The sequence below is a fragment of the Chryseobacterium metallicongregator genome, from assembly GCF_031324065.1.
GTDB lineage: Bacteria > Bacteroidota > Bacteroidia > Flavobacteriales > Weeksellaceae > Chryseobacterium > Chryseobacterium metallicongregator.
The window spans coordinates 128,377-155,008 of record NZ_JAVIXS010000021.1 but is presented as its reverse complement, the minus strand read 5'-3'; the positions used below and the strand labels follow the sequence as shown (position 1 = coordinate 155,008).

Annotated in this window: 31 protein-coding genes and 2 tRNA genes; 13 read left to right on the top strand and 20 right to left on the bottom strand. The window is 36.2% G+C overall.

Annotation, left to right across the window (positions count from 1 at the left end; translation table 11 throughout):
- Nucleotides 1-47: 47 nt before the first annotated feature.
- A complete protein-coding gene (locus tag REB14_RS23050; protein WP_079244027.1) occupies nucleotides 48-971 on the top strand; it encodes a glycosyltransferase family 9 protein in 924 nt (307 codons plus the stop codon).
- On the opposite strand, the gene REB14_RS23045 is transcribed toward REB14_RS23050, so the two are convergent.
- The 5 genes from REB14_RS23045 to REB14_RS23025 form a co-directional block, all read right to left on the bottom strand.
- A complete protein-coding gene (locus REB14_RS23045) occupies nucleotides 961-2,082 on the bottom strand; it encodes a hypothetical protein (protein ID WP_079243722.1) in 1,122 nt (373 codons plus the stop codon). The genes REB14_RS23050 and REB14_RS23045 overlap by 11 nt on opposite strands.
- Before the next feature lie 69 nt (nucleotides 2,083-2,151).
- A complete protein-coding gene (locus tag REB14_RS23040) occupies nucleotides 2,152-2,631 on the bottom strand; it encodes a hypothetical protein (protein WP_309523396.1) in 480 nt (159 codons plus the stop codon).
- A 61-nt stretch (nucleotides 2,632-2,692) separates the two neighbouring features.
- Nucleotides 2,693-2,767: transfer RNA gene (locus REB14_RS23035), tRNA-Val, on the bottom strand.
- A 33-nt stretch (nucleotides 2,768-2,800) separates the two neighbouring features.
- A tRNA-Val gene (locus tag REB14_RS23030) sits at nucleotides 2,801-2,875 on the bottom strand.
- A gap of 42 nt (nucleotides 2,876-2,917) precedes the next feature.
- Nucleotides 2,918-4,162 carry a bifunctional folylpolyglutamate synthase/dihydrofolate synthase gene (locus REB14_RS23025; RefSeq protein WP_309523395.1) on the bottom strand — a complete coding sequence of 415 codons (1,245 nt, stop codon included), beginning with the start codon at nucleotides 4,160-4,162 and terminating at the stop codon, nucleotides 2,918-2,920.
- A 183-nt stretch (nucleotides 4,163-4,345) separates the two neighbouring features.
- On the opposite strand from REB14_RS23025, the gene REB14_RS23020 reads away from it, so the two are divergent.
- The 5 genes from REB14_RS23020 to REB14_RS23000 are packed head-to-tail and all read left to right on the top strand — an operon-like array spanning nucleotide 4,346 to nucleotide 8,542.
- On the top strand, nucleotides 4,346-5,668 hold the full coding sequence (locus tag REB14_RS23020) for a TolC family protein (protein WP_309523394.1): 1,323 nt from the start codon (nucleotides 4,346-4,348) through the stop codon (nucleotides 5,666-5,668).
- Between the two features lies 1 nt (nucleotide 5,669).
- Nucleotides 5,670-6,260, top strand: a complete 591-nt coding sequence (locus REB14_RS23015) for a SprT-like domain-containing protein (RefSeq protein ID WP_309523393.1) — start codon at nucleotides 5,670-5,672, stop codon at nucleotides 6,258-6,260.
- A 2-nt stretch (nucleotides 6,261-6,262) separates the two neighbouring features.
- Nucleotides 6,263-7,345, top strand: a complete 1,083-nt coding sequence (locus tag REB14_RS23010) for a mannose-1-phosphate guanylyltransferase (RefSeq protein WP_238594320.1) — start codon at nucleotides 6,263-6,265, stop codon at nucleotides 7,343-7,345.
- 32 nt (nucleotides 7,346-7,377) lie between these two features.
- Nucleotides 7,378-8,040 (top strand): hypothetical protein, encoded by a 663-nt coding sequence (locus REB14_RS23005; protein WP_079243727.1) that lies wholly within the window; start codon nucleotides 7,378-7,380, stop codon nucleotides 8,038-8,040.
- Complete coding sequence (locus REB14_RS23000) at nucleotides 8,009-8,542, top strand: GNAT family N-acetyltransferase (RefSeq protein WP_079243728.1); 534 nt, start codon at nucleotides 8,009-8,011, stop codon at nucleotides 8,540-8,542. The genes REB14_RS23005 and REB14_RS23000 overlap by 32 nt, the downstream gene beginning before the upstream one ends.
- A 91-nt stretch (nucleotides 8,543-8,633) precedes the next feature.
- Here REB14_RS23000 and bcp read toward each other — a convergent pair whose 3' ends face one another.
- Complete coding sequence (gene bcp / locus REB14_RS22995; protein WP_079243729.1) at nucleotides 8,634-9,083, bottom strand: thioredoxin-dependent thiol peroxidase; 450 nt, start codon at nucleotides 9,081-9,083, stop codon at nucleotides 8,634-8,636.
- A gap of 33 nt (nucleotides 9,084-9,116) precedes the next feature.
- Between bcp and REB14_RS22990 the strand changes: the two genes are divergently transcribed.
- Complete coding sequence (locus REB14_RS22990; protein WP_309523392.1) at nucleotides 9,117-9,737, top strand: endonuclease III domain-containing protein; 621 nt, start codon at nucleotides 9,117-9,119, stop codon at nucleotides 9,735-9,737.
- 177 nt (nucleotides 9,738-9,914) lie between these two features.
- Here the strand turns inward: REB14_RS22990 and REB14_RS22985 are convergent, their stop codons facing one another.
- Both REB14_RS22985 and REB14_RS22980 read right to left on the bottom strand, forming a co-directional pair.
- Nucleotides 9,915-10,361, bottom strand: a complete 447-nt coding sequence (locus tag REB14_RS22985) for a DinB family protein (RefSeq protein WP_185117006.1) — start codon at nucleotides 10,359-10,361, stop codon at nucleotides 9,915-9,917.
- A gap of 78 nt (nucleotides 10,362-10,439) precedes the next feature.
- Complete coding sequence (locus tag REB14_RS22980) at nucleotides 10,440-12,236, bottom strand: DUF885 domain-containing protein (RefSeq protein ID WP_309523391.1); 1,797 nt, start codon at nucleotides 12,234-12,236, stop codon at nucleotides 10,440-10,442.
- Nucleotides 12,237-12,405: 169 nt separating this feature from the next.
- Here REB14_RS22980 and REB14_RS22975 point away from each other — a divergent pair, with 169 nt between their 5' ends.
- The 4 genes from REB14_RS22975 to REB14_RS22960 all read left to right on the top strand — a co-directional run bounded on the left by REB14_RS22975 (nucleotide 12,406) and on the right by REB14_RS22960 (nucleotide 15,080).
- Nucleotides 12,406-12,867 (top strand): hypothetical protein, encoded by a 462-nt coding sequence (locus tag REB14_RS22975; RefSeq protein ID WP_309523390.1) that lies wholly within the window; start codon nucleotides 12,406-12,408, stop codon nucleotides 12,865-12,867.
- Between the two features lie 172 nt (nucleotides 12,868-13,039).
- On the top strand, nucleotides 13,040-13,744 hold the full coding sequence (locus REB14_RS22970) for a MotA/TolQ/ExbB proton channel family protein (protein ID WP_047426580.1): 705 nt from the start codon (nucleotides 13,040-13,042) through the stop codon (nucleotides 13,742-13,744).
- An 11-nt stretch (nucleotides 13,745-13,755) separates the two neighbouring features.
- The gene (locus REB14_RS22965; protein ID WP_047426583.1) at nucleotides 13,756-14,154 is read left to right on the top strand and encodes an ExbD/TolR family protein; all 399 of its coding nucleotides are present in this window, start codon (nucleotides 13,756-13,758) and stop codon (nucleotides 14,152-14,154) included.
- A gap of 35 nt (nucleotides 14,155-14,189) precedes the next feature.
- A complete protein-coding gene (locus REB14_RS22960; RefSeq protein ID WP_309523389.1) occupies nucleotides 14,190-15,080 on the top strand; it encodes a ferric siderophore ABC transporter substrate-binding protein in 891 nt (296 codons plus the stop codon).
- 15 nt (nucleotides 15,081-15,095) lie between these two features.
- Here the strand turns inward: REB14_RS22960 and REB14_RS22955 are convergent, their stop codons facing one another.
- From REB14_RS22955 to REB14_RS22910, 10 genes are all read right to left on the bottom strand, one after another.
- Nucleotides 15,096-15,488 (bottom strand): hypothetical protein, encoded by a 393-nt coding sequence (locus REB14_RS22955; protein WP_309523388.1) that lies wholly within the window; start codon nucleotides 15,486-15,488, stop codon nucleotides 15,096-15,098.
- Between the two features lie 35 nt (nucleotides 15,489-15,523).
- Nucleotides 15,524-15,889, bottom strand: a complete 366-nt coding sequence (locus REB14_RS22950; protein ID WP_309523387.1) for a four helix bundle protein — start codon at nucleotides 15,887-15,889, stop codon at nucleotides 15,524-15,526.
- Nucleotides 15,890-15,943: 54 nt separating this feature from the next.
- Complete coding sequence (locus REB14_RS22945) at nucleotides 15,944-17,347, bottom strand: nucleoside recognition domain-containing protein (protein ID WP_079243734.1); 1,404 nt, start codon at nucleotides 17,345-17,347, stop codon at nucleotides 15,944-15,946.
- 298 nt (nucleotides 17,348-17,645) lie between these two features.
- Nucleotides 17,646-18,155 (bottom strand): DUF6973 domain-containing protein, encoded by a 510-nt coding sequence (locus tag REB14_RS22940; protein ID WP_079243735.1) that lies wholly within the window; start codon nucleotides 18,153-18,155, stop codon nucleotides 17,646-17,648.
- Nucleotides 18,156-18,209: 54 nt separating this feature from the next.
- The gene (accD, locus tag REB14_RS22935; RefSeq protein ID WP_047426596.1) at nucleotides 18,210-19,064 is read right to left on the bottom strand and encodes an acetyl-CoA carboxylase, carboxyltransferase subunit beta; all 855 of its coding nucleotides are present in this window, start codon (nucleotides 19,062-19,064) and stop codon (nucleotides 18,210-18,212) included.
- Nucleotides 19,065-19,154: 90 nt separating this feature from the next.
- Complete coding sequence (fbaA, locus tag REB14_RS22930; protein ID WP_079243736.1) at nucleotides 19,155-20,225, bottom strand: class II fructose-bisphosphate aldolase; 1,071 nt, start codon at nucleotides 20,223-20,225, stop codon at nucleotides 19,155-19,157.
- A gap of 70 nt (nucleotides 20,226-20,295) precedes the next feature.
- Complete coding sequence (locus tag REB14_RS22925) at nucleotides 20,296-21,162, bottom strand: NAD kinase (protein ID WP_034694189.1); 867 nt, start codon at nucleotides 21,160-21,162, stop codon at nucleotides 20,296-20,298.
- A gap of 1 nt (nucleotide 21,163) precedes the next feature.
- On the bottom strand, nucleotides 21,164-21,817 hold the full coding sequence (locus REB14_RS22920) for a CBS domain-containing protein (protein ID WP_034694191.1): 654 nt from the start codon (nucleotides 21,815-21,817) through the stop codon (nucleotides 21,164-21,166).
- 187 nt (nucleotides 21,818-22,004) lie between these two features.
- Entirely contained in the window at nucleotides 22,005-22,535 is a 531-nt protein-coding gene (locus REB14_RS22915) for an RNA methyltransferase (RefSeq protein WP_309523386.1), read from the bottom strand.
- Between the two features lie 5 nt (nucleotides 22,536-22,540).
- Nucleotides 22,541-23,161: a toxin-antitoxin system YwqK family antitoxin gene (locus REB14_RS22910; RefSeq protein ID WP_079243738.1), complete on the bottom strand. Its 621-nt coding sequence runs from the start codon at nucleotides 23,159-23,161 to the stop codon at nucleotides 22,541-22,543.
- Between the two features lie 55 nt (nucleotides 23,162-23,216).
- Here REB14_RS22910 and REB14_RS22905 point away from each other — a divergent pair, with 55 nt between their 5' ends.
- A complete protein-coding gene (locus REB14_RS22905; protein WP_238594322.1) occupies nucleotides 23,217-23,816 on the top strand; it encodes a hypothetical protein in 600 nt (199 codons plus the stop codon).
- Between the two features lie 12 nt (nucleotides 23,817-23,828).
- Here the strand turns inward: REB14_RS22905 and REB14_RS22900 are convergent, their stop codons facing one another.
- The gene (locus tag REB14_RS22900; protein ID WP_079243739.1) at nucleotides 23,829-24,707 is read right to left on the bottom strand and encodes a bestrophin family protein; all 879 of its coding nucleotides are present in this window, start codon (nucleotides 24,705-24,707) and stop codon (nucleotides 23,829-23,831) included.
- Nucleotides 24,708-24,972: 265 nt separating this feature from the next.
- On the opposite strand from REB14_RS22900, the gene REB14_RS22895 reads away from it, so the two are divergent.
- Entirely contained in the window at nucleotides 24,973-25,851 is an 879-nt protein-coding gene (locus tag REB14_RS22895; RefSeq protein ID WP_079243740.1) for a cupin-like domain-containing protein, read from the top strand.
- Nucleotides 25,852-26,033: 182 nt separating this feature from the next.
- On the opposite strand, the gene REB14_RS22890 is transcribed toward REB14_RS22895, so the two are convergent.
- The gene (locus REB14_RS22890) at nucleotides 26,034-26,564 is read right to left on the bottom strand and encodes a GNAT family N-acetyltransferase (RefSeq protein ID WP_079243741.1); all 531 of its coding nucleotides are present in this window, start codon (nucleotides 26,562-26,564) and stop codon (nucleotides 26,034-26,036) included.
- Nucleotides 26,565-26,632: the final 68 nt, after the last annotated feature.

The following is a 26,632-nucleotide window of genomic DNA, read 5'->3' as shown; positions in this document are numbered from 1 at the left end:
TGACCAGAATTTTAGCATATCGTTTTTCCGCATTCGGAGATGTTGCGATGACTGTGCCTGTTTTCAGAGAATTTCTGGAGCAGAACCCCGGTGTGGAAATTATTATGGTTTCCAGGAAAAATTTTGAGGCTCTTTTTGCGGGAGTTCCTAATGTAACTTTTAAGGGGATTGATCTGGATGATTACAAAGGCTTTTTTGGATTAAGGAAACTTAGCAATGAACTGATCCGTGAATTTAATCCGGATTGTATTGCTAACCTTCATGATGTAATCCGAACGAAGATTTTAGACAGGATATACAGAAGAAAAGGACTTAAGGTTTTTAAGATAAACAAAGGTAAAGAGGAGAAAGAACATCTTACGGATGTCTGGAACCTGGAAAAAGTGCAACTGAAAAAAACCGTAGAACGCTACGCTGACGTTTTCCGTGAAATGGGATTCAAAGTTGAACTCTCTCATCAATTAAGACCGGTTTCAGAACAAAAATCAGGAATTGGGTTTGCTCCTTTTGCTCAGCATAAAGGAAAAATGCTTCCTTTGGAGAAATCCTATGAACTGGTTAGGATTCTGGCTCAGAAACATACAGTATATTTCTTTGGAGGAGGTAAAAAAGAAACGGAAACTCTTGAAAAATGGGAAGAAGAGATTCCTAATACAAAAAACCTTGCCGGAAAATTAAACCTTACAGAAGAACTCAATTATATTGCCGGGCTCAAACTGATGATATCTATGGATTCTGCCAATATGCATCTTGCAAGTCTTGTAGGAACGAGATGTGTTTCTATTTGGGGAGCGACTCATCCATATGCAGGATTTTTAGGATTTGGGCAGAGTGAAGAAGATGTTGTTCAGGTGAAAGATCTGAGCTGCAGACCATGTTCGGTTTTTGGAGATAAAGAATGTTACAGAGGCGACTGGGCCTGCCTTGAAGAATTCAATATTCAGAAAGTGGTGGACAGGATTAATTTTTAAAAATAATCTTTAGCATCTCATGAGCCTTAGCTTTATCGGAATGTTTTTTTTCTAAGACTTCCTTTCTCTTTTCGGTGTCGTGATACTCTTTTTCAGCTGAGGTGATAATTCGTTGGCGAATTTCATTCATATCAGATCCAAACAGGCATACACTCTTCAAAATAGGATCATCTGTAATATTTTCACTGATGATGACAAAACGGCTGTTGTAAAGCGTATTAAAAAGCTTCACTTTTGTGCCCGAATTCTGATAAGAAATCAAGATATTGCCATGAGCATCTTTCAGAAGCCTAAGAAGATTTTCAGTGGTCTGAATAGGAGTGAGGCTGATGTTTTCAACTGTGGAAATCTTTCTTTTAATATCTTCAGTGGCACGATCTGAGGCTACAATTAATTGATATTGTGGAAGGGTTTTAAATAAGTCAATAGTCTCATTCAATGCTCTTTTGTTGTCAGCGGTACTAAGGTCTCCATGAAAAAGAAAATACTTTCCTTTTGTATCCAATTCCTTTACCGATTCATTACCATGAAAGATATGAATCAGATGGGCATTTCCCGAATAAGTTTCTACTTCATTATATTCCTTTTCAGACAGGCAGAATACGGCTTCAAATTTCTTTAAAAGTTTTTTCTGATATCTGGTATGCTTTAAAGATTCAATTTTGTAGATGAGCTTTTTGAATATGTTTTTCTCTGACACAGAAAGACCTTTATAATACTCTGTTTCGTTATTATGGTAGCGAAGATAGAATTGGTGGTCATTATTTCTCAGAAACCGTATTATAGAGGTTGTCTGTAGGCCTTCGAACAGGATAGGTGCTTTATTCCTTTCCAGATTTTTAATGAGTTCTTCAGAATTTCTGATAGCAGCTGCGAAAGGAGTTGACGAGAAATAAAGCAAAGGGTTCTTTTTCTTTTGATAAAAAGACACATTTTCCGTAATCTCTTTGACTTCCGGATCAATCTTATCAGGGATCTGGTCTACAAAACAATGTAGGTGAATTTTTATTCCAAGATCAGATAAAGCCTTGATTTTATAATACACATCAATGATTCCACCATAAGAAGGAGGGTAGGGATAATTGAATGATATGATATGGAATTTATTCAAAAAAACGGATGTTTAATACCAAAGTGACAAAGGTAAGAATATCACTAAAGGATTACTAATCTCAGATTTTTATTTTTCAGATATTTTTTTCTCTAATGCTATATAGATATCTTTTGTTTTTTCATTAATTAACTTTACATATTCTCCAGATTTATCTATTCTCAGAATTAATTCGGAGTTATTTTTAGTGTTTTTGAGAATGAGAGATTTTTTTTGGATTTTAAATGTAAAAGTTTCTTTTTTTAATATTCTCTCGAAATTAGAATCTCTTATTGAATGGTTGATTAACTTAACTTTTTCGGAAGGATAGCACTCCTGATAGAAAACTTTATTATCACCAATAAAAATAAAAATCTTTGAATATACCTGTTCCGGATTAATATAATCCATATTTTTAATATCTAAGGAGCTTTCAAATCTTCTGGCGTTATCAAAATTTGGATCTGCATTGCCTGAGTTTTTTGTAATCACTGCTCTTTCAATAATTATTTGAGAATAGTTTTTTGAAAAAAATAAAAGAAAAATTAGAAATACAAATATTGGTTTCATCGCAGAAATATTGATCAGGATAAAAATAAAAAAATCTCCCAGAAATCTGAGAGATTTTTTGTGGGTCCTGAGGGATTCGAACCCCCGACCCTCTGGGTGTAAACCAGATGCTCTGAACCAACTGAGCTAAGAACCCGAATTTTTTTGAAAGGTTTCGTTTCCTTTTCTGTGGGTCCTGAGGGATTCGAACCCCCGACCCTCTGGGTGTAAACCAGATGCTCTGAACCAACTGAGCTAAGAACCCTCTAGACTTGTTCTCTTGTTTAGAGTGGTGCAAATATACGACTTATTCTTTAATCTCCAAATTTTTTTCCAAAAAATCTCCCACTACAAAGTTGCTTCCGCCAATAAAAATCATTTCTTCGTTTGTACATCGTTCTTTTGCAGACAGATACGCTTCCTGTACGGAATCAAAAATTTTATAAAAAATTTTCGTCTCCTTAAGCAGGTTTTCGTAATCTTCGGGATGTCTTCCCCTGTTAATGGATGGTTTTGCAAAATAGAACTCAGAATTTTCAGGAAGTAGTTTCATCACATCATCTATTTTTTTGTCGTTCACAAACCCCAAAATAACATGCTTGTGTTTGTTAATTGAATTTAATTGTGAAAAAACATACTCCAAACCTGCCTGATTGTGCCCCGTATCACAAATCGTAAGCGGATTTTGTGAAAACTCAAACCAACGGCCAATAAATCCTGTATTCTGATGAACATGAAGCAATCCGTTTTCAAGATCTTCATCAGAAATAAGGACTCCCAGTTTTTTTAATTCTTCTACCGCAGCTAAGACAACCCTGATATTCTTTTTCTGGTAATTTCCTTTCAGATCAGATTCAAGGTTGGTATTTATAAGAGTAGCATCTATAAACGGTGCATTTTCTTTCGTTGCTTTCTCCTGAATGATATTTCTAACGGCTTCATTCTCGTCACCGGAAATAATAGGGATATTGCTTTTAATAATTCCAGCTTTCTCGGTGGCAATTTCTTCGATGGTATCTCCAAGAATATTCTGATGATCCAGCTGAACATTAGTAATAGCCGAAATCAATGGATTGATAATATTGGTGGAATCCAGTCTTCCTCCCAATCCTACTTCAATAATGGCAAAATCTACCTGCTGCTGATAAAAATATTCAAAAGCCATGATGGTTGTAAACTCGAAGAAAGAGGGACGGATATCTTCCGGAATCGTTTTTAATTTTTGAATAAAATCAAAGACAAATTCTTTATTACAGTTTTTTCCATTCACCTTTATTCGCTCCGTGAAGTCTATAAGGTGCGGAGAATTGTATAATCCGGTTTTATAACCAGCTTCCTGAAGAACCGATGCCAGCATATTGCTTGAAGAACCTTTTCCATTAGTACCGCCAATGTGAATACATTTTATTTTATCCTGAGGATTTCCAAAGAAAGCACAAAGCTTTGTAATGTTATTAAGCCCAGGTTTATAAGCCTTCTGTCCATCTATCTGATAGTTGGGCATCTGTACGAAAAGCCAGTCGATAGCTTCCTGATATTGTTCATTTGTCATAGTGCAAAATTCCCAAAAGTTTTTTTAAAATAAAATATAATTTTTCAATCTGTAACTTTTTTATATTTAATTCGTCTAATATTGAAAAATCTTAATATGAAATCGCTGTGATTTACATGGTATACTACTCATGAAGATAACACGATTCCATATGACCATTAAAAACAAATAAACATATACAATATGAAAAAAGTTTGGATCATCGTTTTTGGATTAGGTTATCTGGGTTTAAGCGCTCAGAAGAAATGGTCCTTAAAAGAATGTGTAAGCTATGCAGTTGAGCATAATCTTCAGGTTATCCAAAATCAGTATAACAAACAAAACCAAGAATACAACCTTAAAGCAGCCCAAAAAGAATATTTACCTTCCCTATCTGGAAGTGTGACGAGTGGGGTGAGTTTCGGACAAGGATCATTAGGAGCCGGAAGCTTTAGAAATGATAGGTTCAATAACAGTGTTGGTCTGGGAGCCGATGTTTTGGTGTATAATAATGGAAGACTAGAGAAGAATGTAAGAAAGGCTCAGTTTGATGTAGAAGCAAGTCAATATGACATTGAAACCATTAAAAATGATATTTCTCTTCAGATTGCTCAGCAATATCTGACCACTTTGTTGAATAAAGAGATTGTTAAAATCTCTCAGAGTGCCGTGGATAATGCGCAGAAACAATTTGACAGAGCTAAAATTACAACTCAGGTTGGAACAACTTCCCAAACGGTTCTTGCAGAGGCTGAAGCTGCATTGGCAAGAGAAAAACAAAATCTTAAAACAGCAGAAGTAAATGTAGGCCGTGCTTTGTTTGCCATCGTTCAGCTTTTACAGCTTTCGGATTATAAGGGTTTTGATGTGGAAGATGTGAATATTCCGGAAAAACTTGAGTTGCAGCTTACTACCGCAGATGAAGTGCTTACAACGGCGTATGAGATACAACCGCAGATCAAAGCAGCGGAAAGCCGCATAAGATCTGCCGAAGCACAAACTGAGGTAACCAAAACAGCATTCTGGCCAACGTTAACAGCCAGTGCAGGTCTTAATACTTTCTATAACAGGCAGTTTGATCCTATGCCAGGTACTATTCAGGGAACTTTTTTTGAACAATACAAAGATCAGTTTGGACAAAATGTAGGATTATCACTTAATATTCCTATCTTCAATAAAGGAAAAACAAAACTTCAGGTAGAACAGTCTAAAATAAATGAAAGTTTAGCTAAGAATTCCCTGGAACAACAGAAACAGACTGTAAGACAAAACGTACAGAAAGCACAGTTTGATGCTGATGCCAATTATGAAACCTACCTGTCAGCAGTAGAAGCAGAAAAAAGCTCGAAACTGGCTCTTGATTTTGCTGATAAAAGTTATACTGCGGGAAGAACAACCATCTATGACGTCAATGTGGCGAGAAATAATTATGCAAATGCACAGGGATCAGTAGCGCAGGCAAAATATAATTATCTTTTTAGTCTTAAACTATTGAATTTCTATGCAGGAATTCCATTAAGTTTGTAAAATGCCAATTAAATCGTTAGAGAAATATTTACCTCAAAATACTCTTAAATATTTAAGAATCTGGTTTTCAGATTTCTATATACATATAAAGGTCACAAGAAACAGAAATTCAAAGCTGGGAGATTACAGAAAACTTCCGGACAATTCTCATGAAATTACGGTAAACTCTACCCTTACCCCGCAGCTTTTTTTCTTTGTACTCACTCATGAGCTTGCCCATCTGATTGCTTTCGAAAAATATGGACGTAGAATTTCTCCACACGGCAACGAATGGAAAGAAACTTTCAGAAATATGCTCCTGGAAAGTCTTGAGATTTATGATGAAGAACTCAAACCTATCATCATAAAATTTTCAAAATCACCCAAAGCCAATTTCATGGCAAGCCCTGATCTGGTAAGATATTTCCATACTGAGAAACAGGATGATACTCTTCAATTTATCGAGGAACTTAAAAAGGGAGAATTTTTTATCTATCGCAACGAAAAGTATTTATTAGAAGGTCTGGTTAAAAAAAACTATCTTTGTAAGAACCTGGCTACTGGAAGGAAGTATTCTTTCAAGCCTTTAGCGAGGGTAGAAAAATGTAGCTAAGAATGTTAAAATCAGATAGATACTGCGTTATAATGGCGGGGGGAATCGGAAGCCGGTTCTGGCCTATGAGCACGCAGAAATTTCCAAAACAGTTTCAGGATATTTTAGGAACCGGGCGTACTATGATTCAGCAGACCTATGACCGAATCAGCAAGGTAATTCCTAAAGAGCAGATATTCGTGATCACGAATAAAGAATATGTTCCTGTTTCCCATCAGCAGCTTCCGGAAATTCCTGAAGAGAATATTGTGGGTGAGCCGTTGATGAAGAATACAGCAGCTTGTAATCTGTATATGGCTAACAAAATTGCTGAGATTAATCCGGATGCCACAATGATTGTATTGCCGGCAGATCATCTGATCCTTAAAGAGGACGTATTTCTGGAAAAAGTGGAGCTGGCATTTGAGGTGGCTTCACAGCATGATTATCTGGTAACATTAGGGATAACTCCAACAAGACCCGACACGGGTTATGGCTATATTCAGTTTGTAGAAAAAAAAGGATCAGAATATTTTAAAGTAAAAACATTCACAGAAAAACCTATTCTTGAAATTGCCCAAAGCTTTTTGGAAAGTGGTGATTTCCTTTGGAATGCAGGAATTTTTGTATGGAATGTGAAAAGTATCCACCATGCTTTTGATCTCTATCTTCCTGAGATGATGCAGCATTTTATGGCTTGTGAGTACAACTCCGAAAAAGAAAACAACTGCATTGAAACAATCTATCCAAAGGTTCAGAAAATCTCCATTGATAACGGGATTTTAGAGAAGGCAAAGAATGTTTACGTGATTCCTTCAGACTTAGGCTGGAGTGATCTTGGTACATGGACTTCCGTATATGAAAATACAGAAAAAGATAAAGACGGAAATGCTGTAAAACTGAAACATTTACTTTCTTATAATTCAAAAGGGAATATCATCCGTTTAAAGAACAATAACAAGGCAGTGATCATTGACGGTCTTGAAAACTACATTGTTGTAGATACAGATAAAGCGCTTCTTATCTGCCCTCGAGATAATGATCAGCTCATTAAAGATTATGTTCTTGACTTAAAAAACTTTAAGAAAGGCGAGAAGTTTATGTAATATTTGGTATATTTTCTGCTGATTTTTAAATTATGATTAAAACTGCAACCCGATTTACAATTCTTACATTTTTACTTTTGGGAGTCTTGGGATTTGCCCAGGAGAAGAAAAAGTTTTCAAGCATTCCTGCTATTTTGCAGCAGATCAACCCTGGTAATAGGGCAGATTCATGGGTGTTGGTATACAACAGCTATGGGAAAGGACAGGAAATAAAGATTTCGGGTAAGGTAGACTATACTCCTCAATTCTCAGGATTCAATCTTTTCCCTAGTGAAGACAGCTTTTATTATATCGCTTATTCGGAAGGAGGTAAAGTAAATTACATTACGGATGTCGAAGGATTGAAGAAATTTGTAGATAGAATTGATAATGCTCAGGAAGCAGCTATTGTATTAGCTGCTGACGGATATATGGTAGATGAGGAGTTTAAGGACCTTGCTGGTAATTATCATGAAGATAAGTCGAATTACTATTTGGACCTTGGAAAACTAACCTCAAAAGAATGTCCATACCAGAAAACACATTATACAGTCACAGTCAATAAATCTACAGGTGCTGTAAGCAATGTCAAAGACAATGGAACTTATATTGAGCTTTACAATAAAAAATGTGCTAATAACCCGAGACTTTTAAAAATCGAAAAAAAAGAAGAACCAAAGAAAGATGAGCCCAAAAAAACACCCAAGCGCAAATAATACCTATGAGACTGAGCGATTAATCCTTCGCCCTATGTCCCGTGAAGACAAAGATTTTGTCTTTGAACTTTATAACAGACCAAAATTCATTCAACATATCGGCAACCGCAATGTAAATTCCATTGAAGATGCTGAAAATTATATTCTCAACAGATTTGCTCCACAGATTGAAAGACTGGGATTTGGAAACTATCTTTTAGTAACAAAAGACGGAAATGAAAAAGTAGGTGCAGTGGGAATCTTCGAAAGGGAAGGGCTGGATATCGTCGATATAGGATATTCTCTTCTGGAAGAGTTCGAAGGTAAGGGATATGCTTATGAAGCTGCTCAGAAGGTTAAATCTATTGGCATGGATGACTTTGGATTAACAAAAATATCTGCCATCATTTCAAAAGATAATATTTCTTCCCAAAAACTGATCGAAAAGCTGGGGTTAAGGTTTAAAAAGCACGTTACACTTCCCGGTGAAACAGAAGAATTAAATTACTACGAAACGGAATAATAAAGACAAAAAAATACTTTCACAAATAACACAGTGATATAAATCGTGTTATTTGTGAAAGCATTTGTGACATTGGTGTTTCAAAAAAGAATTAACCTTCCAGAATCTGCTCAGCAGCAGTCTTTGAAGTTACTTTTTCAATCACTCTTGTACAAACTCCATTTTCATCAAAAATAAAAGTGGTTCTTACAATTCCCATATACGTTTTTCCAAACGTTTTTTTCTCCTGCCATACCCCGAATTTTTCGATAATATCTCGTTTTTCATCTGCGATAAGATCATATGGGAATGCAAATTTGCTATGGAAATTTTTCTGTTTCTTTACTGTGTCACCGCTTACTCCCAGTAATTGAAACCCTGCTTTTTCAAGCTTAGAATAATTATCGCTCAGGTTACAGGCTTCCACTGTACAGGTTGGTGTATTCGCTTGCGGATAGAAGAAAACGACCAGTTTTTTTCCAATTAATTTTGATGAGGTTACTGTTTCTCCGTCTTGATTGAATCCTTCAAATTCAGGTAATTTATCTCCAACTTTCAGCATAATGATTTAATTTTGTTCAAATTTAAGGCATACATGACAAAAAAACAAAGAGCTGAGCTCGTTCAGATAGAACTGGAAAAATTATATCCCACTACACCTATTCCGTTAGATCATACCGATCCTTATACATTAATGGTTGCTGTAGCACTTTCTGCGCAGACTACGGATAAAAAAGTTAACCAGGTTACGCCTGATCTTTTTACCGTGGCAGGAACTCCTCAAAGAATGGCTAAGCTTGAAGAATTTGAAATCAAAGAACTGATCAAAGAAATCGGACTTTCCAATACAAAAGCTAAAAACCTGAAGAGAATGGCTGAGCTTCTGTTAGAAAGGCATAATGGTATTGTTCCACAGACTTATGAGGAATTAGAAGCACTTCCTGGAGTAGGGCACAAGACAGCTTCTGTTGTTATGAGCCAGGGATTTGGATTTCCTGCTTTTCCGGTAGATACACACATTCATCGTCTGATGACACAATGGAAACTTACTTCCGGAAAAAATGTGGTGGAAACAGAGCGTGATGCTAAAAATTTATTCCCTGAAGAAGTATGGAACAAACTTCACCTCCAGATCATTTTCTATGGAAGAGAATATTCTCCGGCAAGAGGAAAAGGAGAGAAAGATTTTATTACGAAAATGATGTTCGAGAAGTAATTCAGTAGTTTTAGTGCTATGATCACTAAGATTTTATAAAAATTACGTTGAAATAGTTCGCAAGGGCACTTCGTTCAGCAAAGACAATATTTCCCTGACTATGTGAAACGTCCTTGAGAACGAAAAAGAAAACGCAACAATTACTTTTTGATCGTTGCGTTAATTTTTATTGATGGATTAAATGTCCAGTAACCTTCTATGGTAATTGATCTGCCCCAAATGATAATCCAGATGAGCAACCAGATGAATAAGAAAGTAATCTGTGGTCATTTTGCTTTCAAAGACAATCAAAGGATATTCTTTTTTAAGATCTTCTTCAGACAATTGGGGCAGAACAGAATCTATCATCGCTATGGTGGCTTGTACTTTTTCAATAAGTTCAGCTCTTGGAACATCTTTTAAAGAAAATTCCAGCTCACGATGTCTGATGTAGCCCGTGTTTCCAAGCTGTGCTCCTATAAAATGATTGATATTTCCAACCAGATGAAGGGTTAGGTTACCAGCAGAATTGGAAATGTTTTTATCAGTTTTCCAAAGATTTTCTTCATTTTGATAGGCTTCTATCTCTGTTTTTAATTTATTTAAATCTCTGTTGAAAAGAGATCTGAGGCTTTCTGTGATCATATCAATTTTGTTTATTTAGAAGAATGAAATAAAAAAGGGTACTTCGTTCAATCGGTACCCTTTTTTATTAATATAATTTTATTTTTGTTTTTTAGCCCAAAGTTCCATCTTTCTGTTCAAAACATCCAAAGGAAGACATCCCTGGCTCAATACTTCATCATGAAAGCTTGCCAGATTGAATTTGCTTCCCAGTTCTTTCTGATATTTTTCTCTCAGCTCACGGATTCTTAAAGACCCTATTTTGTAGCCTAATGCCTGTCCCGGCATTGCCATATATCTTTCTACTTCTGCAGTGGCAGATCCCTCGTCATAAGAAATATTACTTAGGAAATATTTGATCGCCTCTTCTCTTGACATTTTTCCGGTATGAAGTCCTGTATCTACAACAAGTCTTACCGCTCTCAGCATCTGATCACTCAGGTAACCCATTTTCTGGTAAGGATCTGTGTATAAACCGAATTCAGGGCCTAATGTCTCACAATAATGTGCCCATCCTTCGCCGTATGCACCAAACCATCCAAATCTCATGAACTTAGGAAGCTTTGTGTTTTCCTGCTGAAGAGAAACCTGATAGTGGTGCCCTGGAATGGCTTCATGAAGGAAAAGAGATTCCATTCCTGAAGTAACATTGAATTTTGTAGGATCCGGAAGCGGAACATAAAATATCCCTGCTCTTTTTCCATCCGGAGTTCCCGGCATATATTCGGCACTGGCACTTGCCTCTCTGAATTTCTCTGTCTGTCTGATCTCAAACTTTGTTTTTGGCGTTACATTAAACATTGTTTTCAGCTTCGGAGTGATTTTCGTTAAGATTCCGTTGAATGCATTTAAAACCTCTTTAGACGTTTTATAAGTCATTGCCTTTGGATCCGTTTTTACAAAAGTGATAAACTCTTCAAGCGTTCCTGTAAAGCCTACCTGTTGTTTTACTTTTTCCATTTCTGCACGAAGCATAGCTACCTGCTGAAGTCCGATTTTATTAATTTCTTCAGGAGATTTCTTAGTGGTTGTCCAGCTTTTTACATAATAGTTGTAGATCTCGTTTCCGTTAGGAAGACTGTTGTATCCATCTGTATCTCTTGCTTTCGGAAGGTATTCTTTTTCTAAAAATGTTCCCATTTTAGTATAAGCAGGAATGATTTTTTTGATGATAATATCCTTGTAAAGAGCTGAAAATTTATCTTTCTGAGCTTGAGTTAAGCTTTTTGGGAATTTTCTTATAGGGCCATAGAAAATATTCTTTTCCATATCGGAAGTAGTGATTTCCTCTGCTCTCATCTGAGGAATCATCTTGACAACCAGTTTTTTAGGAAGCACTACTTTATTGTTGATTCCCTCACGGAAGTTATCTGTAGCTGCATTCATCCAGTCAGGAAATTTTTCCATTCTTTTCAGCCAGTCGCTGTAGTCTTTTTCTGTTTTAAAAGGCTGGTTTCCTTCTCCGCTTCCATACAATGGGAACGTAAGCGGCAGTCCTCCAAATTGGGTGAAAGGAATATATTCCGGATGGTAGGCGTAGGCCTCAGTTTTATCTTTTAAAGTATAATCCAACACATCATACACTACTTTATCTTCATCAGAAAGAGTTTTATAATCTACATGTTCCAGCTGTTTCTGCACAGAATTGTAGAATGCTATTTCTCCTGAGATAAAATCTTTATCAATATTGATAGGAAGCTGATCGTTATATCTTGTATCTCCTTGTGCGGTAGCATCTAAAGGATATAGTTTAAGATACTGCTCATAATAGTTTGAAGCGATAGAATCCAGGTTGCTGGGCGTTACTTTTGTAAGGGGAGAATCCGATTTTTTGCAGGAAGCAAGACCGATCATCAATCCTAATCCAAGAATACTTTTCGATAAAATGTTTTTCATTTTCAGAATCTTTATGGAAACAAAAGTAAGTATTATTAGGAGATTCAGAATGATTGTATGCATTGATTTTAAAAAATTATTTTCAAAATCCTTTTAACTTTGAATCAATTTTTTATCTTTGTCTAAAACGTTTAACAATCATATTATTACAGTTCTTTTTTAAGAAAAAATGAAAGGGATTTTAAAAATTTACCATCCGGAGGAAACGCTAAAATACAATATCAGAAATACTTATTGTAAAGCAGTTTACAGCAACCAGCAACATTTTTTAGAGGTTGAAGTGATTACGGATGACAGTTTGGATCACGTAGATGATGATTCATTACAGTACAACTTTCCACAGCTTTCACTTGAAGTGTTCGATTTCCCTATTGATTCTGCGGAAATTGAAGGAAAAACAATCAAAATCAATGATTCTGATGAAGAAACCTACACAGAAGTAGATCTTTTCGATGACGAAGATGCTTATATCTATGATAATGAGCTTCTTTTTGAAAGAAATGAAGAAGGGGAGCTTCAGGTCATCTGGAAAGGAACCATTGATGATTTCTATACCGGATCAGATACTCCGATTCCTTTTAGATTAAAATGTGAGTTCGGACAGGATGATATTGAGGTAGACGAAGATTAGTCACTACCTTCATTCTTTTAATATCCAATTTCTTTTCAAAATTATTTTTGGAAAGAAATTTGCTGTTTACAAAATTGTAACAAATTTTAAGTTGTTTTTAAGCAATTTTTAAGAGTTCAATTCATAATATTCTCCTACATTTGTCGTTGAAATTTAATAAAATTTACATTTAATGCTGTTAACGGAACTTTCTCAGATTTTATTTGCACAAATCGCTACTCCTGCAGTTGCTGCAGACAACTTAGAGTTCTCCTTCTGGAAAATTATGTTCCACGGAGGAGCTTTCGCTAAAATAGTGATGGTCACTGTATTACTATTGGGAGTGTTTTCTCTATATCTGTTTTTTGAAAGATTTTTCTTTATCAAAAGGCTGACCTCAAAAACAGATTCCAACTTCATGAACAATATCGAAGACTTCATCAAGGCCGGAAAAATAGAGGCAGCAGCCGATTATTGCAAAACGCAAAACTCTCCTGAAGGAAGAATTTTAGAAAAGGGAATTTCAAGATTAGGACGTCCAGTTTCTGATATTGTGAGTGCTATGGAATCGCAGGCACAGGTAGAGGTTGCCAATATGGAAAAAAACCTGAACCTTTTGGCTGTAGTACCAAGTATCGCACCCATGTTGGGACTTTTAGGTACTGTAATCGGGATGATTATTGCTTTCTTTAATCTTTCCCACGCAACAGGGTCTTTCTCTCCGAAAACACTTTCAGAGGGGATCTATACCGCTTTAGGACAGACCGCTGTAGGTTTAGCCGTAGCGATTCCTGCTAACTTCTGTTATAATATCCTTTTAACAAGAATTGATAAGTTTGTGTTGAAAGCTCAGAATATGTCAGGAGAATTCTTAGACCTTATCAATAAACCTTTATAAATTTTCTTACGATGAAAATTCAGAGAAGAAATAAAGCAAATCCGGAATTCAGTTTAGCAGCGATGACAGACGTTATCCTGTTGATGCTGATTTTCTTTATGATTACTTCATCAGCTGCCAATCAAAGCGCTATTGATGTGAATCTGCCGAAAGCCGGAGCCGTTGACGATAATATTCCGAATCCTGTGACGGTAAGCATCAAGCCGGATGGCTCATTCTTTGTGGATGATAATCCTGCAAATAGAGGAGAACTGGAGAAAATTATTGTAGATAAATTAGCCAGCCAGCCCAATAAATCATTTACGATCAGAGCTGATGAAAACACATTGCACAAAGATGTTGTTTTTGTAATGGAAATTGCTGAGAAATATAAATTTAACATTGCCATTGCAACCGTTAAAGATAAATAACACACCCGGATTTCCGGAAAGAATTACGTTTTAAGATGAAAAGCTATACAGCAAACAGAAACGAAGAAAATAAAGATAGAGTAAAGAGTGCACTGCTTTCTATTCTCATCTGGGCTGCTATTCTGCTTTTTGTTTTTTTGTATAAATTAAAACCTGAACTGGATAAAGACCCTGAAGTCGTTACTACCATGCTGGTGAACTTCGGAGACAACAGAAACGGAAAAGGGATTGAAGAACCCGCTGAACAGCCTGGAAGTCTTGCCGCTGCAACAGAAGAAGTAACTCCAGAGCCTGCAGAAACTCCCGTTCCGGAAACAAAAACAGTTATAAAACCAGAACCGGTTCCTACTCCCGAACCAAAGAAAACTGAGATTAAGGAGAAAGTCATTACAGGAAATAATTCAAAAACTACTGTTCCTAAAAAAGAGGAATCCAAAAAAGCTGAGAAAAAAGAAGCCACGAGCACAAATGCTTCAAAAAATACTAAAAAATCAGGAGCAGCTACGGCTAATTCAAAAACAGGAAATGGAGACGGAAAAGGAACTGCAGCTATCGGAAACCTGATCAAAGGAAGAGGAACCAAAGCCGGAAGCCAGGGAACTGGTGAAGGCATTGGAAATGCAGGAGATCCTTTAGGAGGAGATGGAAACGGAGATAGTAAAGTAGGGATCGACAGAAAACTGGTAGGCTATATTCCCGGAACAATGGGAAGAGGAGGTGCACAGCCCTCTCACAGTTGTACAGCAAGCGGATCAATTACTATTGCTTACACCGTAGATAAAGCAGGAAATGTAGTGTCTGCAAGAAGAGCCGGAGGCGTTTCAGATCCTTGTGTAGCCTCTACATCTGTAGCCTGGGTTAAGAAATATGTGAAGGCTGAGAAAGCCGGAACTTCTTCTACCGGAACTTATAAAATTACATTCTAAAAATACAAAAGCACTTTATTCAAGTGCTTTTTTTAATTCATTTATTCTGTTGATAATTGGGAGTGCAAAAATACCACTGGTCTGAAGATACAGTTCGTAGAATGTCTTTGCTTTATCCTGAAAATCTTTATTCTGATCATATCTGCTGTTGAAATAGAATAAATTTCCCAGCATTTCATAATAATCTTTGTGATCTCTTTCCTGTCTTTCATTCACAATGGCGATCATTTCTTCTTTGGTTTTAGAAGCAACTTCTGTAAAGCTCATCTTGAAGATGTCCCTCATCAACGTATCAAAATCCAGTTCTTTCTGCATTAAACTTTCTTCAGGTTTGTCAAGGATTAGTTTTTCTAATGCCTGGGTCAGTTGGCGAATGAGTCTTAGGGTAAATTCTTTATCTGTAATCATAATGGGGTATTTTGTTGCTAGTTGCTAGTTTGGGGTTAGGTTCTCCAGTTTAACTGCACGTATTTTATAAAGTTATTGATTTTTCCTCCTAAGAGTTTGTATTGTTCTGATTTTTCTTTAAAGTCTGAGTGTAATTCCGGATAAAGTCTGGTTATTTTCGATAGATGACAAATTGTTTCGTCACAACTTGCCTGAGAGTAGGTGAGAAACCTAATGAAATCACCTTTGTAACAGTTTCTTCCATATCCCTCTGCAATATTTGTAACAATTGAATCAGCTGATCGTCTCAATTGGCTACCTAGTTCGTATAATTCATAGTTGGGTAGTTTGAGCGATAATTTATGTGTTTCAATAAACAACTCAAAAGCAATATTATAAATATCAAGTTTTTCGTAACTCATTAATACATTTTTAACGGTAAAAAACTAGCAACTACCCAACCAGCAACTGTTTTATTAAGCAAAGAACAAATATGCCAATGCAATTGCTGTAATAACACCTACTAAATCGGCCAGAAGCATAGCAATTACCGTATATCTTGTATTCTTAACGGCAACGGCACCGAAATATACTGCAATTACGTAGAACGTCGTATCTGAGCTTCCCTGAAGTACAGCGGCTAATTTTCCCTGAAAACTGTCAGCCCCGAATGTGGTCATCGTATCCACCATCATTCCTCTGGCTCCTGAACCGGATAAAGGTTTGATTAACGCTGTCGGAAGTCCGTCTACAAATCTTGGATCCATATTGGCAACGTTAGCAACCCATTTCATCCCATCAATGATGACATCAAAAACACCGGAAGTTCTTAATAAAGAAATCGCAATCAACATCCCAACCAGATAAGGAATAATCTTAACACAGGTAGTGAAACCTTCTTTTGCACCTTCAATAAAGGCATCAAAAACGTTGATTTTTTTATAAACGGCTCCTAATACAATCGCAAGGAAGATAAATAGAATTAAACCATTGCTTAGTACTTTACTGAAGTCATCTAGCTCATCTTTACTCAATTGTACAAGGTATAGAACTAATAAAGCAATAATCGCTGAAATTCCTCCTACATAAGCTATAACTACCGGACGAAGAAGATTGATTTTCTGATATAAAGAAACAATAATCATTGCAGCCAGTGTAGCCGCAAAAGTAGCAATCATACACGGTAGGAAAATATCTGTAGGCGTTTTGGATCCCATAGATGCTCTGATTGCAATAATGGAAACCGGAATTAAAGTCATACCTCCGGCATGAAGACACAGAAACATGATCTGTGAATTACTGGCAGTATCTTTATTAGGATTTAAAGTCTGGAGACTTTCCATAGCCTTTAAACCAAAAGGAGTGGCGGCATTATCCAATCCCAATAGATTGGCACTGAAATTCATCAGCATATGCCCAAATGCAGGATGGTTTTTCGGAATTTCCGGAAATAATTTGGAGAAAAAAGGTTGGATCAAACGGCTTAGAAGGTTGATTCCTCCTGCTTTTTCAGCAATACTCATGAACCCCATAAACAGGGTCATAATTCCGATAAGACCAAGACAGATCTTCACTGCAGTTTCTGAAGTTCCGATAACTCCGTCGGCTTCCTGAACACGGTAAACGGTTGCATTCTGTTTTAAAGAATCTGTTTTATAATGAATTCTGCTGTCTGCAAAATCATTTTTTTTCATCAGACTGTCCCGAACAATAGGAGAGAGGCTGTTCATAGGCTGGGAAGCAATCTTCACTGTATCACCTCCTTTTCCCACCACCATATCATTGAAAATGGTTTTGTAGTTACCTGACGAAACGTATTTTATACTGGCAATGGCAATGGCAATGATAATGAAAGCCGACCAAATTCTGCTGAGAACCATCTGATTGATTTAATTGTTTAAACTTATCAAAAATACTTTAAACCACAAAAATAACTAAAGTCTTTTGTTATTCCGGTATGAAAGAGGGCTAATGATGGTTTGCCAGTTTAATCCAATTTTAACGCATTGTTCGCAAAGGTTTTATGTAATGAAATATTTTTTCGTTCACGAAGGCGTTAGCACTAAGCAAAGAGAATTTAAATTAGTGAACATAGCCTAATGAAATGCCCTTGCGGACGAAAATATGCATAAAGTTTATATTTTCCTTGCGATCTTTAGCGTTTAAAATAAAAATAATTTACTCTTCCAGATAAACAAGGTGCCCTTCAAAATCATCATCCAGATTTTTCAGAACTTTAGCATCATCCATTTTTTTGATTAATACATCTACAAAGAAGCTTTTTTCAAAAAACTGACGGTGAATTCCGGGTAAAATTTCCATGAAATAATCCATTCCGATTTTGTTGTTATGGAGATCCATTTTAGTTTCTAAAGGCTCATTGGGGAAGAGTTCTTCATGCATATCTGTTATTCTCTTGCAGAAATCCAGTGCTTTTTTAGGAGAAGAAATTTTACAGCAGTACATCATGATGAAGCAGCACCACAGGGCATGTCTGAAGGCATTTCCGCTTCCATTAGTGGAAGCTGTCTTAGGAAACTTCTTCTGTGCAATGGTAAATGCTTTTATCGTGGCATGAAAACTGAGTAAAGCGAAAAGAGGATGGGGAAGAACAAGTGATAAAAGACGTATAATCTTTTTAAAACTCATACTTCTGATGGTATTGAAAAATATCTTAAAAGTCCTCATAAATAAAAATCTCTCCCTAATTAGAGAGAGATTGTATTGTTTTTGTTACAGAAACTATGCTTTTACAGCTAATAAATTAACTGTTTTGGCAACAGTATCCTGAATTTCAGTTCTTTTTACGATGAAATCTACAAATCCTTTTTCCTGTAAGAATTCTGATGTCTGGAATCCTTCCGGTAAGTCTCTACCGATTGTTTCACGGATTACTCTTGGTCCTGCGAAACCGATCAGTGCTCCCGGCTCTGCCATAATGATATCAGCAGTCATTGCAAAAGAAGCGGTAATTCCTCCGAATGTAGGGTCACAAAGGTAAGCGATGTATAAAAGTCCTGCTTCAGAAAGCTGAGCCAATTTAGCCTGAACTTTTGCCAACTGCATCAAAGAGTAAGTGGCTTCCTGCATTCTTGCTCCTCCGGACTGACAGATAATCATATACGGAAGTTTGTGTGCAATACAATAGTCTATTGCTCTTCTGATTTTTTCTCCCATTACAGAACCCAAAGATCCACCGATGAAAGCAAAATCCATACAAGAAACTACCATTTCAGTTCCTTTTACAGTTCCTACAGCATTTCTGATAGAATCTGTAAGCTTAGTTTTAGCTTTTACTTCTTTCAAACGATCTTTGTAAGGCTTTGTATCTTTGAAGTTTAAGATATCAATACTTTCAACATTGGCATCCAGTTCGGTAAATTTACCACCGTCAAAAAGGATGTCAAAAAATTCTGCACTTCCTATTCTTACATGAAATCCATCTTCAGGAGAAACATAGTTATTTCTCTTTAGTTCATCATGTTCCACTACTTTTCCGGATGGAGTCTGATGCCAAAGGCCTTTGGGAACGTCCTTTTTCTCATCAGTAGAAGTGGTAATGTTTTTTGCTTTTCTTTTAAACCAGTCGAATGCCATTTTTGTTTGTATTAATGTATAAATGTAAAATGTACCAATGTAAATGCATTTCTTATGAATACTTTTTACATTGGTACAAATTTACAGTTCTTATTTTAAAGTATTTACGTTATTTAAATCTTCAAATGCTTTTACCAATCTTGTAGAGAATGTTTCCTCACCTTTTCTTACCCAAACTCTTGGGTCATAGAACTTTTTGTTAGGTTTTTCTTCTCCTTCAGGGTTTCCGATTTGAGCTCTTAAATACTCAATATTGTTTACCATATAATCTCTCACGCCTTCTGTGTATGCAAACTGAAGGTCAGTGTCGATATTCATTTTGATTACTCCGTAGTCGATAGCTTCTCTGATCTCTTCTAAAGTAGATCCTGAACCTCCGTGGAATACAAAGTTGATAGGTTTAGCCGCTGTTCCGAATTTTTCCTGAACATATTTCTGAGAATTGTCAAGGATTTTCGGCGTAAGAACTACGTTTCCTGGCTTATAAACTCCATGTACGTTACCGAAAGCAGCAGCGATAGTGAAGTTATCAGAAATCGCTTTTAATTTTTCATAAGTATAAGCGATATCTTCAGGTTGAGTATATAATTTAGAGTTGTCAACATCTGAGTTGTCTACACCATCTTCTTCACCCCCTGTTACTCCGATTTCTACTTCCAGAGTCATCTGAAGCTTAGCCATTCTTTCGAAATACTGAGCTGAAATCTCAAGGTTTTCTTCTAAAGATTCTTCAGAAAGGTCCAGCATGTGAGAAGAATAAAGAGATTTTCCTGTCTGCTTGAAGAAATCTTCGTTAGCATCCATTAATCCGTCAATCCAAGGAAGTAATTTCTTTGCACAGTGGTCTGTGTGTAGAATTACCGTTGCTCCGTAAGCTTCAGCAAGAGTATGAATATGTTTTGCTCCAGCGATAGATCCCAGGATAGCAGCTCTTTGTCCGTCATTGTTTAATCCTTTTCCTGCGTTGAATGCGGCTCCACCATTAGAAAACTGGATAATTACAGGAGAGTTCAATTTCGCTGCAGTTTCCATTACAGCATTGACGTTGCTTGATCCAATTACGTTTACTGCAGGTAATGCAAATTTGTTTTCTTTAGCATACTGAAAGATATCAGTAACTAACTGACCTGTGGCAACTCCTGCCGGAAAAATTCTGCTCATGTTTTACTTTTTATTATAAATTTATTAGGTGTTTTAATTTCATGTAAAGGTAATCATTTTTAAGAAATTACTAGTTTCTTTTATCTCGGCCCCAAAGGAGCTTCTGACGGATGGTTTCGTAAAAACTCAAACCGTTGGGCTGCACCAGAAGAAGCTGGAATTTTGCCTTTTTGATAATGATTTCCTTATCGGTTTCTATATGTATCAGTCGGGAATCTAAGGAAAGAGAGTATTGAGGTACACGGCTTTCCACTCTGAATTTTATTTCTACTTTATCATTCACTACTAAAGGTCTCACATTCAGATTGTGAGGAGCGATAGGAGTAATAACAAAATTTTCGTTATTGGGAGAAATAATTGGTCCGCCACAGCTCAGAGAGTAAGCGGTAGAACCGGTAGGTGTTGAAATAATGACACCATCGCCCCAGAATACATTCAGAAACTCATCATTGATATAAGAATCCACGGTAATCATCGATGTCGTTTCTTTTCGGGAGACGGTAACATCGTTTAATGCATAAGGGAAGGCTCCTTCCAGTTTGGGAGAAACTACCTCAATTACGGAACGGCGACTTGTTTTTACATCTCCCTTTAAAATGGAATCCAGTTCTTTAAAGGCTTCTTCTTTTGTGAAAAAGGCTAAAAACCCAAGTCTTCCTGTATTAACTCCTACCACGGGAATTTCAAGATCCTCAATAAAGGTTAAAGAATTTACAATCGTTCCGTCTCCACCAAAAGTGAAAAACAAATCTACTTGTTTATCAAGAAGATCCTGTTTGGAGTTGAAAGTTTCGAATATTTTTGAAAACTGAAGAGCTTCAGCCATTTCATCATACAGAACAGATTTTACACCTCTTGCTTCAAGTTCAGAGATAAACTTGCTTAAATATAAAAAAGTATCAAGATCTTTTTTCTGAGAATATATGGCTGCCTTCATGTTATATTTCTATGAATTTTTGTAAAAAACCATAACGGTCTTTAAACAGATCGGATTTCTCATCAGAATAGTATTTTTCAACAATTCTGTAGTCGTACCGGTCAAATGTAGCATCTATCGAGGCCAGGTTTTCATTACTGATCTTTATTGTGACCTGGACTACCTCTTCAGACATAAAGCTTATAAATCCTCCGTAAAACTTCGAATTGTTACTTTCTACAATATTGGTAATTTCCGTCATTGAATATTTTCTGGCCGGAGTTTCTACGGTAAGAATAGCTCCTGTTTCTGAAAATAAAGGATAACGGGAAAGGTCCTGAAAAACATCTTCACAGGTAATATACCCGAGATATTTTTCATTTTTATTAATCACCGGAATCACATTGGAGCTGAAAGTATAAAACAGACGGATACTGTCCATAACATTGTTATCCTCCAGAATTGCAAACCGTTCAATCTGGTGTTCCAGGTCCTTTAGTGTTCCCCCATCTTCTTCATACAGAAAATCCATGGCAATGGCTCCGAAGAAGTGATGAGATTTTTTGATGAAAATATGGGAATATCCAAAGTCTTCCAACAGGTTTCTGGCCGACTCTATGGAGTCAGACAGGCTAAAACATGGAAAGTCTTTTGAGATATAGTCCTTGATAAACATTGTGCTAATTTATAAAAAATTAAACGAAACTTTTTCTGAAAAGCCGACTTTTTTTAAGATGAAACAAAAAAAATGCCGTCAAAATTTGTTTGTAAAAAAAAATAAAGTACCTTTGTCGCCTTTCATTTTTACTTTTTATTAGATTTATTTCAAACTGCACTGTCTATTAAGGACATATGCAGTTTTTTTATTTTAATGCTTTTGCAAATTCCCACATCACAATTCCGGCGCACACACTTACATTAAGAGAATGTTTCGTCCCAAGCTGTGGAATTTCTAAAAACACATCAATATTGGGAAGTACTTCATCACTGATTCCTTCCACTTCGTTTCCTAAAATCAAGGCATATTTTTTTGATCTGTCAATGGTAAAATCAGTAATAAGCTGGCTTCCTGTAGTCTGCTCAATCCCGATGATTTCGTATCCTTTGCTTTTCAGGTCTGCAATAGCTGTATTTGTTTCTGCTTCATGAGACCAGTCTACACTTTCCGTTGCCCCCAATGCCGCTTTATGAATCTCACGATGAGGTGGCTGTGGAGTGATTCCGCAAAGAATAATTTTTTCAATTAAAAAGGCATCCGCCGTTCTGAAGGCTGCACCTACATTGTGCATGCTTCTGATATTATCTAAAATGATGACCACCGGAATTTTTTCAACCTTCTTAAATGTTTCTACATCTATTCTGTTTAGTTCTTCCAGTTTTAGTTTCTGTACCAATTGTATTATTTTGTTGAGATTAATTTTCCGTCTTTATAGACCTCTGTTTTTTCTATGCTTCCGTCTTCACGGTAATGAACTCTGTTGCCGTTTCTTTTATCATTGGCAAGCTCTGTTTCACGCTGTAATTTTCCTGATGGATAAAACACTTTCCATTTCCCGGTAGCAAGCCCGTTATCGTATTGGCCGATATCTTTTATTGATTTTCCGTCTTCATGGAAGGTTTTGCTTTCTCCTTGTAATTTATTGAATTTATAATTAGAAATTTCAACTATTTTACCTACAGGAGAATAGAACGTGGCAGTAAGACTATTATCATAAATGTTCTTTTCTCCGTTTCTGAAAGCTTCTTTGGAAGTCAGCACTCCGGTCTTATCGAAATAGGACCATTCTTTTACTTTGTATCCTTTTTTATATTCTCCTTTTGACTGCACTTTTCCGTTATCGTGATAAAAAACAGCATCACCATCCAGTTTCCCTTTTTTCCATTCTACCATATTTTTTACCTGGCCGTTGTCATAAAATTCTTTGCATGAGCCTTCCTGCAGCCCATCCTTATATCCACAAGGTTTCTGTGCTGTGATTAGAACAGAAGTGGAAAAAAACAATAGAAACATGTACTTCATAGCTATTTTTATTTCAAAAATAGTAAAATACTTATATTTGACTCAAAAATATACTATGAAAAAATTATTCACTTTATTCATATTAATATGGGGATTTATGTACCTGGGTGCACAAAACACGTATTATCCGCAAGCTTTTTTTGATAAAAAACTGGCGAGAGATATGCTTGGATTCGGGAATTCTACCATTGAAGGAGTAGCTTCCACAAAACAAAAAAATAACTGGGGCATCAAGCCATTGCTTGGAGAAAAACATTATGCTCCCAAAGGAACCGTTGTTATGCTTTTTCCTGTTACACCTTATTTTGAGGAATTTTATAACATGAGAAAGAAATATGAAAATAAAAAAACAACAGTATATATGTCTGAAGAAGCCTTTAAATACAGAGTGGAAGCTCTAACAGATGATCACGGGAGGTTTAAATTTGAAAAATTAAAACCCGGGAAATATTACCTTGAAACCATCGTCAATTTTACAGCGACGGCAAGCTATCAGCAGCAAACCGGAACTTCAAATGCTTATAATGGATATGGAGCCTATTTGTATTCAACACCCATATACAGTACATTTTTCTACGGATATTCTGCAGCCAACAGGGAAAGCAAATTTGTGGAAATAAAACAGGATGGTGAACTGAAAGAAATCAAGCTTTAAAAGCTTGATTTTTTATTTTCTACTCATAATCTGATGCACATTCTTCTCAATATTCTGAGCTAAAGTCTCCATTGGAATATCATTTTCGTCATTATTAAAAGGATCTTCAATTTCTTCCGCAATAAGCTCCAGGCTCATCAGAACATAATATACAAAAACCGTCAGAGGAATCATAAAAAGACCTATCGTAATAACGTATGCAATAGGTAAAGCAAAAACATACAGAATGATGAATTTCTTGATAAAAGAAGAATAAGAATAAGGAATCGGAGTGTTTTTGATTCTTTCACAACCTCCGCATACATCCAGAAATCCTGAAAGTTGTGTATCTAAGTACAGCATTTCAACTTCTGAAATTTTTCCTTCTTTTTTTAACTGGTTCAATTTATGACTCAGCAGAATCACTATTTCGCTTGGTCCATGATTTTTCAAAGAATTTTCAATTTCAGAATAATCTTCATCCAAAGCCAGTCTTGTGGATTCCTTGGAAAGGTGTTTGGCTAAAAAGTGAGGAAAGTATTTTAAATATCTTGCAATCTGCTCAGCATCCTGACGATTATCACCAAGAATAGTATTGATTTTTATGGCAAAGTTTCTGGTGTCGTTGACTAGTTTTCCCCAAAGTTTTCTGCCTTCCCACCATCTGTCATAAGCCGTATTGGTTCTGAAAACCAGTAAAAGAGAAAGTACAAATCCGAGTAGAGAATGAATCATACCCACATTGCTCACTCCTGATTTTGTGGTAAGATGCAAATATTCAACTTCCAGATACTGAATTCCCCAGGAATATAATCCTACAAGAATCATACTCGGAAAAAGAATTTTTAAGGTATCACTTTTGTGTAAACTGAAAAGGATTTTAATGAAATGTTTGGTATTGTAGACTCTCATAAATTCACTTATTACTACAAATATAAATTTTTCATGTGAGCTCTGCTAATTAAGTAAGGAAGTCTGAAGCTGGGAGCGGGAAGTTATTGACGCTGAATAAGAGCTCTAAGTTTTTCATAAAAATCTTTTTATAGAATGATGTATAGACATTTGCAAGACAAATCTTAACTTCTAGCATCCCTCTTCCAGCTTCCAACCATTTTAATCTTAATTTTCTCAGGTTTCAAAAAAACACTATTTTTAGTTCGCATTAAATACAAAATACATGATCCTCGAAAACGTAGATATTGTAAATGATATCAGTAAAGAAGATTTTCAGAAAAATTATTTTAAAAAGCAGAAACCTCTTTTGATTAAGAATTTTGCCAGCCGATGGGACGCTTTTGACAAATGGAATCTTGCCTATATCAAAGAAAAAGCAGGAGATCAGGAAGTTCCGTTATATGACAATAAACCGGCTGATGCTGCGAAAAGTTCCGATGCTCCGGTTACCCATATGAAAATGAAGGAGTATATTGATACGATAAAAAGCAAACCTTCAGATCTGCGAATCTTTTTCTATATCATCACAGACAGGCTTCCTGAGCTGCTGAAAAACTTTACTTACCCTGATCTTGGAATTAAGTTCTTTAAAAGGTTACCCACTTTATTCTTCGGTGGAAGTGAAGCCCATGTTTTAATGCATTATGATGTTGATCTGGGAGATTTTATGCATATCCATTTCGAAGGAAAGAAAAGAATCCTGTTGTTTGATCAGAAACAGTCTCCGTTTTTATATAAAGTCCCTTTATCCGTTCATACCATTTATGATGTGGATTATGAAAATCCGGATTATGAAAAGTTTCCGGCGCTGAAATATGCAAAAGGATATGAAATATTTATGGAACATGGCGATGCACTCTTTATTCCGGGTGCTTTCTGGCATTTCAACAGATATCTGGAGCCTGGTTTTTCACTTTCACTACGGGCACTTCCCAATAAGCCGAATGTTTTTGCCAATATGCTGTATCATGTTTTCATTATGAGGTACACAGATAAACTTATGCGAAAAATTTTCAAGGCCAAATGGGTGAGTTATAAACAGAAATGGGCTTATAAAAAGAGTTCGGAAGCACTGGGAAAACACATGAAGTCCGGACAATAGGCTGTATACCTTAGATTATTTTAACGCAAGGAACGCAAATTTTATTTGCTGATAAGGGTTCGCAAAGGCGTTTCACTCAGCGAAGAAAATTCGTCAATTGCTAAATGAAATACCTTTGCGAACGAAAATAAGAAGCATCAATATCAATTTTCTTTGCTTCTTAGCGTTAGATTTAGATCAGTTTATTTATTGATAAGCCCGAAGATGGTTGCATCTACGAATTTTCCTTTTTCAAAAAAATAATCTTTCAACGTTCCTTCTTTGCTGAAATTTAAAGAAGTCAACAGCCTTTCGGAAGAAATATTGGATGGATCTATGAAAGCATCCACACGGTGAAGCCTCATCGTTTCAAATCCATAGGTTAAAATAGGAAGAATGGCCTCTTTCATATAGGATTGTTGCCAGAATTTGGGATTGAGCTCATAACCGACCTCTGCTCTGAAATGTTCTCTGTACCAGTTGTGATAGCCACAGGTACCAATAACTTTTCCGGTGGATTTCAGTTCCAGAGCCCATCTGAAGCCTTTTCCTTTTTCAAATTCACTGTTAAAATGCTGGATGATGCGGCGGGAGTCGTCTTCCGTCTTGAAGGTATCCAGATCATAATATTCCATAACTTCATCTAAAGAAAAGTATTCAAAAAGATCTTGGGTATCATTAAAAGTAAGCTGACGCAAAATAAGCCTTTCAGTTTCTAAAACAGGAAATTCCATGAATAATGTGATTTGATGGCTGAAAAATACGATTAATTACTGATAAAGAAAAGTATAGAAGATTAACC

Coding starts and splice junctions, on each gene's coding strand:
- bcp (WP_079243729.1), bottom strand. CDS start 9,083: ATGCTGAAAGTTGGAGATAAATTACCTGAATTTGAAGGATTCAATCAA.
- REB14_RS22965 (WP_047426583.1), top strand. CDS start 13,756: ATGAAAATTCAGAGAAGAAATAAAGCAAATCCGGAATTCAGTTTAGCA.
- REB14_RS23025 (WP_309523395.1), bottom strand. CDS start 4,162: ATGACAAATGAACAATATCAGGAAGCTATCGACTGGCTTTTCGTACAG.
- REB14_RS22955 (WP_309523388.1), bottom strand. CDS start 15,488: ATGATTACAGATAAAGAATTTACCCTAAGACTCATTCGCCAACTGACC.
- fbaA (WP_079243736.1), bottom strand. CDS start 20,225: ATGAGCAGAATTTTTCCGGCAGGAGTTGCCACAGGTCAGTTAGTTACT.
- REB14_RS23050 (WP_079244027.1), top strand. CDS start 48: ATGACTGTGCCTGTTTTCAGAGAATTTCTGGAGCAGAACCCCGGTGTG.
- REB14_RS22940 (WP_079243735.1), bottom strand. CDS start 18,155: ATGAGGACTTTTAAGATATTTTTCAATACCATCAGAAGTATGAGTTTT.
- REB14_RS23020 (WP_309523394.1), top strand. CDS start 4,346: ATGAAAAAAGTTTGGATCATCGTTTTTGGATTAGGTTATCTGGGTTTA.
- REB14_RS22900 (WP_079243739.1), bottom strand. CDS start 24,707: ATGAGAGTCTACAATACCAAACATTTCATTAAAATCCTTTTCAGTTTA.
- REB14_RS22890 (WP_079243741.1), bottom strand. CDS start 26,564: ATGGAATTTCCTGTTTTAGAAACTGAAAGGCTTATTTTGCGTCAGCTT.
- REB14_RS22970 (WP_047426580.1), top strand. CDS start 13,040: ATGCTGTTAACGGAACTTTCTCAGATTTTATTTGCACAAATCGCTACT.
- REB14_RS22925 (WP_034694189.1), bottom strand. CDS start 21,162: ATGAAGGCAGCCATATATTCTCAGAAAAAAGATCTTGATACTTTTTTA.
- REB14_RS22960 (WP_309523389.1), top strand. CDS start 14,190: ATGAAAAGCTATACAGCAAACAGAAACGAAGAAAATAAAGATAGAGTA.
- REB14_RS22975 (WP_309523390.1), top strand. CDS start 12,406: ATGAAAGGGATTTTAAAAATTTACCATCCGGAGGAAACGCTAAAATAC.
- REB14_RS22990 (WP_309523392.1), top strand. CDS start 9,117: ATGACAAAAAAACAAAGAGCTGAGCTCGTTCAGATAGAACTGGAAAAA.
- REB14_RS22980 (WP_309523391.1), bottom strand. CDS start 12,236: ATGAAAAACATTTTATCGAAAAGTATTCTTGGATTAGGATTGATGATC.
- REB14_RS23000 (WP_079243728.1), top strand. CDS start 8,009: ATGAGCCCAAAAAAACACCCAAGCGCAAATAATACCTATGAGACTGAG.
- accD (WP_047426596.1), bottom strand. CDS start 19,064: ATGGCATTCGACTGGTTTAAAAGAAAAGCAAAAAACATTACCACTTCT.
- REB14_RS22905 (WP_238594322.1), top strand. CDS start 23,217: ATGAAAAAATTATTCACTTTATTCATATTAATATGGGGATTTATGTAC.
- REB14_RS22910 (WP_079243738.1), bottom strand. CDS start 23,161: ATGAAGTACATGTTTCTATTGTTTTTTTCCACTTCTGTTCTAATCACA.
- REB14_RS23040 (WP_309523396.1), bottom strand. CDS start 2,631: ATGAAACCAATATTTGTATTTCTAATTTTTCTTTTATTTTTTTCAAAA.
- REB14_RS22985 (WP_185117006.1), bottom strand. CDS start 10,361: ATGATCACAGAAAGCCTCAGATCTCTTTTCAACAGAGATTTAAATAAA.
- REB14_RS22920 (WP_034694191.1), bottom strand. CDS start 21,817: ATGTTTATCAAGGACTATATCTCAAAAGACTTTCCATGTTTTAGCCTG.
- REB14_RS23015 (WP_309523393.1), top strand. CDS start 5,670: ATGCCAATTAAATCGTTAGAGAAATATTTACCTCAAAATACTCTTAAA.
- REB14_RS22950 (WP_309523387.1), bottom strand. CDS start 15,889: ATGAGTTACGAAAAACTTGATATTTATAATATTGCTTTTGAGTTGTTT.
- REB14_RS22895 (WP_079243740.1), top strand. CDS start 24,973: ATGATCCTCGAAAACGTAGATATTGTAAATGATATCAGTAAAGAAGAT.
- REB14_RS22945 (WP_079243734.1), bottom strand. CDS start 17,347: ATGGTTCTCAGCAGAATTTGGTCGGCTTTCATTATCATTGCCATTGCC.
- REB14_RS23010 (WP_238594320.1), top strand. CDS start 6,263: ATGTTAAAATCAGATAGATACTGCGTTATAATGGCGGGGGGAATCGGA.
- REB14_RS23005 (WP_079243727.1), top strand. CDS start 7,378: ATGATTAAAACTGCAACCCGATTTACAATTCTTACATTTTTACTTTTG.